Below are 3,113 nucleotides of genomic sequence, written 5' to 3'. Positions count from 1 at the left end.
CTCTCGATGGGAAGAAGCATATCCTTAGTTAAAGCAGATTTTCTTCCTCAGTGCAACCTAAGTCGATGCTTTCTCACGAGTGCGGGTTCATTTTCTAGGTTGACTTCGGCTTCCTTACCAGCATTTATTGAGATGTTGCCTGCTAAGGTTTCCTCGTCGTCTTGATAGGAAGTTTCTTCTGCTTGAAAAATTTGTTGTTCTAGTATTTCTAATAATTGTTGTTTTTGCGTTAAGTCAAGGGATTTAATCGCTTCGGTTAGAGATTCAAAAGTGATTTGAAGATTGATAGTGGTACTCATGAAATTTCTCCTATTTGGATAAAAAGTTAAATTTTGAGAATTGCTTTAATTTTCATGGTTGGTATAGGTGATCAAGGGTTTCTAATCTTCTTCTAATGTAGCCTGAATTTTTGCTAATCGTTAGTTAATAGAACTTATCCAAGAAACGGGAACCGCTATCACGTCAATGGTTTCGTTATTGTCAAACATTTCTAGGAGATAACCTGCTTCTGATTGTTGTTCATTAGGAGGTAAATATTCAATAATTGTTCCCTGATCACCTTTTTAAAAAATAGTGTCGGGGACATCTCTACATAATTTGACTTGTTGAAAAAGTTGGACGGGTTGCATTATTCATACTCCTTAATTTTATCGTAGTAAAGAGTAACAAAATTAGCTTTTTGATTATTTTTATCGATCTGCCAAATACTAATTCACTTTTTCATGCGGTTCTATATAAACTCTATGTGATTATACATTTCTTCGGGTTCAAGAATTTCCCAGATTAAGAGTAGTCCTCGAATTATTTGACCAATAGATTTACTTTGTTGGGGACAGTAAGCAATTCCTGCATGAGTTATAGATGATTGATTGATTCTTAAAAAATCAGTATCTTGAGTAAAAATCACGCGACCATTGGATAAAGCAAATTGCAATTGTACTTCATCAGATACCCCCAATAAATTTTCTTCTGGAGTGGTAGTAACATCAAGGCCTCGCTGGCGCAATCCAAGAGCAATGCTATAGCTTACATTTTCATCAAGGTGAAATTTAATTTTATTGCCCATTCATTTTTTTTAGTTTTTCTTGGACTAGAGAAGGTGTTTTAGCTTGCATTTCCTTGGCAAAGGTATCATCATCTGTGATTTGTTGTCTAATTTCTTCAAGGTGATCGTGATAGTAAGAAAGGGCCGCGTAAACATCAGCTAAAGTAATGCTGGGATAATGATAAACAATTTCATCGGGTGACATTCCCAGGCGTTCGTGCCAAATAACGACATCTTGGACTTTGATGCGATGACCTGCGATGCGCGGTTTACCGCCACAAGTTTCTGGGGTAATTTCAATGTGATTGATTAAAGTTGTTGTCATTGATAATAACGAATTTGTCCGATTATAGGGTCACAAGGAATCTGCGCCCAAATGTTATATATATTATATCACGTCAAGGTTTATAGAATAATTTTATTATGACAACTCTTATAAACTTGAAGCTAATTGAGGCGCGACAATAGTTTCGAGGGAAAAAGCATTCAGATCCGTTAAGCTTCTGGCCTGTTCCAAGGTGATTGCACAAATATTCCCCTGCTGATCAAGATCGACCAAGGTATTTTGTATTTTGTATTTTGTATTTTCATTGATTTCTTGAGTCTCGACAATAGGATTGTTATTGAACTCTAGGTATAGAGTATCCGTATCCTGAAAGTAGGTGATTTTCATGGCTGACTTGGGTTATCAAGAGTTTCTAATCTTCTTCTAATAGTGATTCATTTGGCGGCGATTGCGGTTTTGAGAATTGTCCATCATATTTGAAAGTTAAGCGACAGCGAAGCCTGTATATTGACGTATTTTAGGTTCATGGAATCCCAAAACAATATCTTCTTTAGCAATGCCTGCGCTTAGTAATTCTTTGGTGATACCGTCTTCGGTGTTGTCACATTGTACCCAAATTTTCTCGTTAATAATTTCTAAATGAATCAGACAATCATGATAACGCTGATTCTGTTGCCAACCTTCTGAAATGACGAGATATTGATCATTCTGAGGATCAAAAGCTAGACGATTTTGAATGTCCGCATTGTTATAAATAATTTGGCTATAGGGGACAAGAATCTGATGAATAATTTTGCGGTAATGGTTTAGTTTATCCATTGGGTGATTACCTCATTGTCAGGGTTAAAGATAATTAGTTTTAGTGTTTTTTCTTCAAGGAGTATTTGACCAATTTCTTGATGAAATAAGCTGTTGAAAGTTTTTTCCCGAATAGCAAGATAAAGAGTTCTATCTAAAAGTTGGCGAAAGTTTTATCTTAGACTGAGACTAATTCAGGTTCACTGATCAGCCGTAGAAGTTTTGAGTGATCAACGGTTTCCATCGCAAAGGTTTGGCCGTTTTGATCGGTAAAATCAATCAGAAAAGCTTGCTGATTAAAAGACATTAAAACAGTTCCCATTTGTCCGCGACGCAGAAGGATGGGCTGATGGGTCGTTTTGTGGATTGCTGTGATGTCTTCGGTTAAAGCAACTAGATCATAGTCTTGGATATTGTTCATAATCAGTTAGTCAAGAGGATAAACATTGGACAATTTCTAACAGTTGATCTTCCGCGTGGATAGGATTCATTAGCGACGGCTAACCATCCTTCGATCGCATCTTTTAAGTTATGGGTGACTTCTTCTAGGCTATCGCCTTCCGTGATGCAACCTGGAAGGGCCGGAACTTCCGCCCAATAACCGCCTTCTTCGGCTGGATGAATAATCGCTTTAATTTTCATGGTTGGTATAGGTGATCAAGGGTTTCTAATCTTCTTCTAATGTAACCTGAATTTGCCCTAACAGTTCCTCACACTCTTTAACCAAGGTAATCCCCAATTCTTGGCATAATTCAAGCGCTTGTTGGCAGTAGTTGAGAGCGCAATCGCAGTGATTCATTTTGTGGGCTATTTCGACAAAGGCTTTTCAATGATTCGGCTCTTCGTTACCCTTTATGCTAAATCAACATACAAGATGCCAAGATAACATACTTCTAACCCAAAAATTCCGAAAGTTTCTAAAGCCATAGCCTCTCCGTTTTATTAGTTTAAGTTTATTGTTGATTCCCTCGACCATCCCATTCG

General features: G+C 37.3%; 8 protein-coding genes and 1 pseudogene. All 9 read right to left on the bottom strand.

Going from position 1 to position 3,113, the window contains the following annotated elements; all coding sequences use genetic code 11:
* Positions 1–47: 47 nt before the first annotated feature.
* Positions 48–299, bottom strand: a complete 252-nt coding sequence (locus PX481_RS27090) for a hypothetical protein (RefSeq protein WP_288026529.1) — start codon at positions 297–299, stop codon at positions 48–50.
* Positions 300–730: 431 nt separating this feature from the next.
* Complete coding sequence (locus PX481_RS27085) at positions 731–1,066, bottom strand: DUF5615 family PIN-like protein (protein ID WP_002762152.1); 336 nt, start codon at positions 1,064–1,066, stop codon at positions 731–733.
* On the bottom strand, positions 1,056–1,370 hold the full coding sequence (locus PX481_RS27080) for a DUF433 domain-containing protein (protein ID WP_002753976.1): 315 nt from the start codon (positions 1,368–1,370) through the stop codon (positions 1,056–1,058). The genes PX481_RS27085 and PX481_RS27080 overlap by 11 nt, the downstream gene beginning before the upstream one ends.
* Before the next feature lie 108 nt (positions 1,371–1,478).
* Positions 1,479–1,718 carry a DUF2283 domain-containing protein gene (locus PX481_RS27075; RefSeq protein ID WP_002762150.1) on the bottom strand — a complete coding sequence of 80 codons (240 nt, stop codon included), beginning with the start codon at positions 1,716–1,718 and terminating at the stop codon, positions 1,479–1,481.
* A gap of 96 nt (positions 1,719–1,814) precedes the next feature.
* Positions 1,815–2,150 carry a XisI protein gene (locus tag PX481_RS27070; RefSeq protein WP_002762148.1) on the bottom strand — a complete coding sequence of 112 codons (336 nt, stop codon included), beginning with the start codon at positions 2,148–2,150 and terminating at the stop codon, positions 1,815–1,817.
* A pseudogene (locus PX481_RS27065) lies at positions 2,138–2,275 on the bottom strand (element excision factor XisH family protein); the annotation flags it as partial. The gene PX481_RS27070 and the pseudogene PX481_RS27065, both read right to left, overlap by 13 nt.
* 32 nt (positions 2,276–2,307) lie before the next feature.
* The gene (locus PX481_RS27060) at positions 2,308–2,550 is read right to left on the bottom strand and encodes a DUF4926 domain-containing protein (protein WP_002762146.1); all 243 of its coding nucleotides are present in this window, start codon (positions 2,548–2,550) and stop codon (positions 2,308–2,310) included.
* Positions 2,551–2,552: 2 nt separating this feature from the next.
* Positions 2,553–2,771, bottom strand: coding sequence for a type II toxin-antitoxin system HicB family antitoxin (locus PX481_RS27055; protein WP_002762144.1), 219 nt, complete (start codon positions 2,769–2,771; stop codon positions 2,553–2,555).
* A 220-nt stretch (positions 2,772–2,991) separates the two neighbouring features.
* Positions 2,992–3,113, bottom strand: a 122-nt coding sequence (locus PX481_RS27050) for a transposase (RefSeq protein WP_288097032.1), incomplete at its 5' end; no start/stop codon positions are given.

The organism is Microcystis sp. M53603_WE2 (assembly GCF_030065435.1).
The sequence above is the reverse complement of the archived record's forward strand: the minus strand, read 5'-3'. Positions and strand labels throughout refer to the sequence as shown.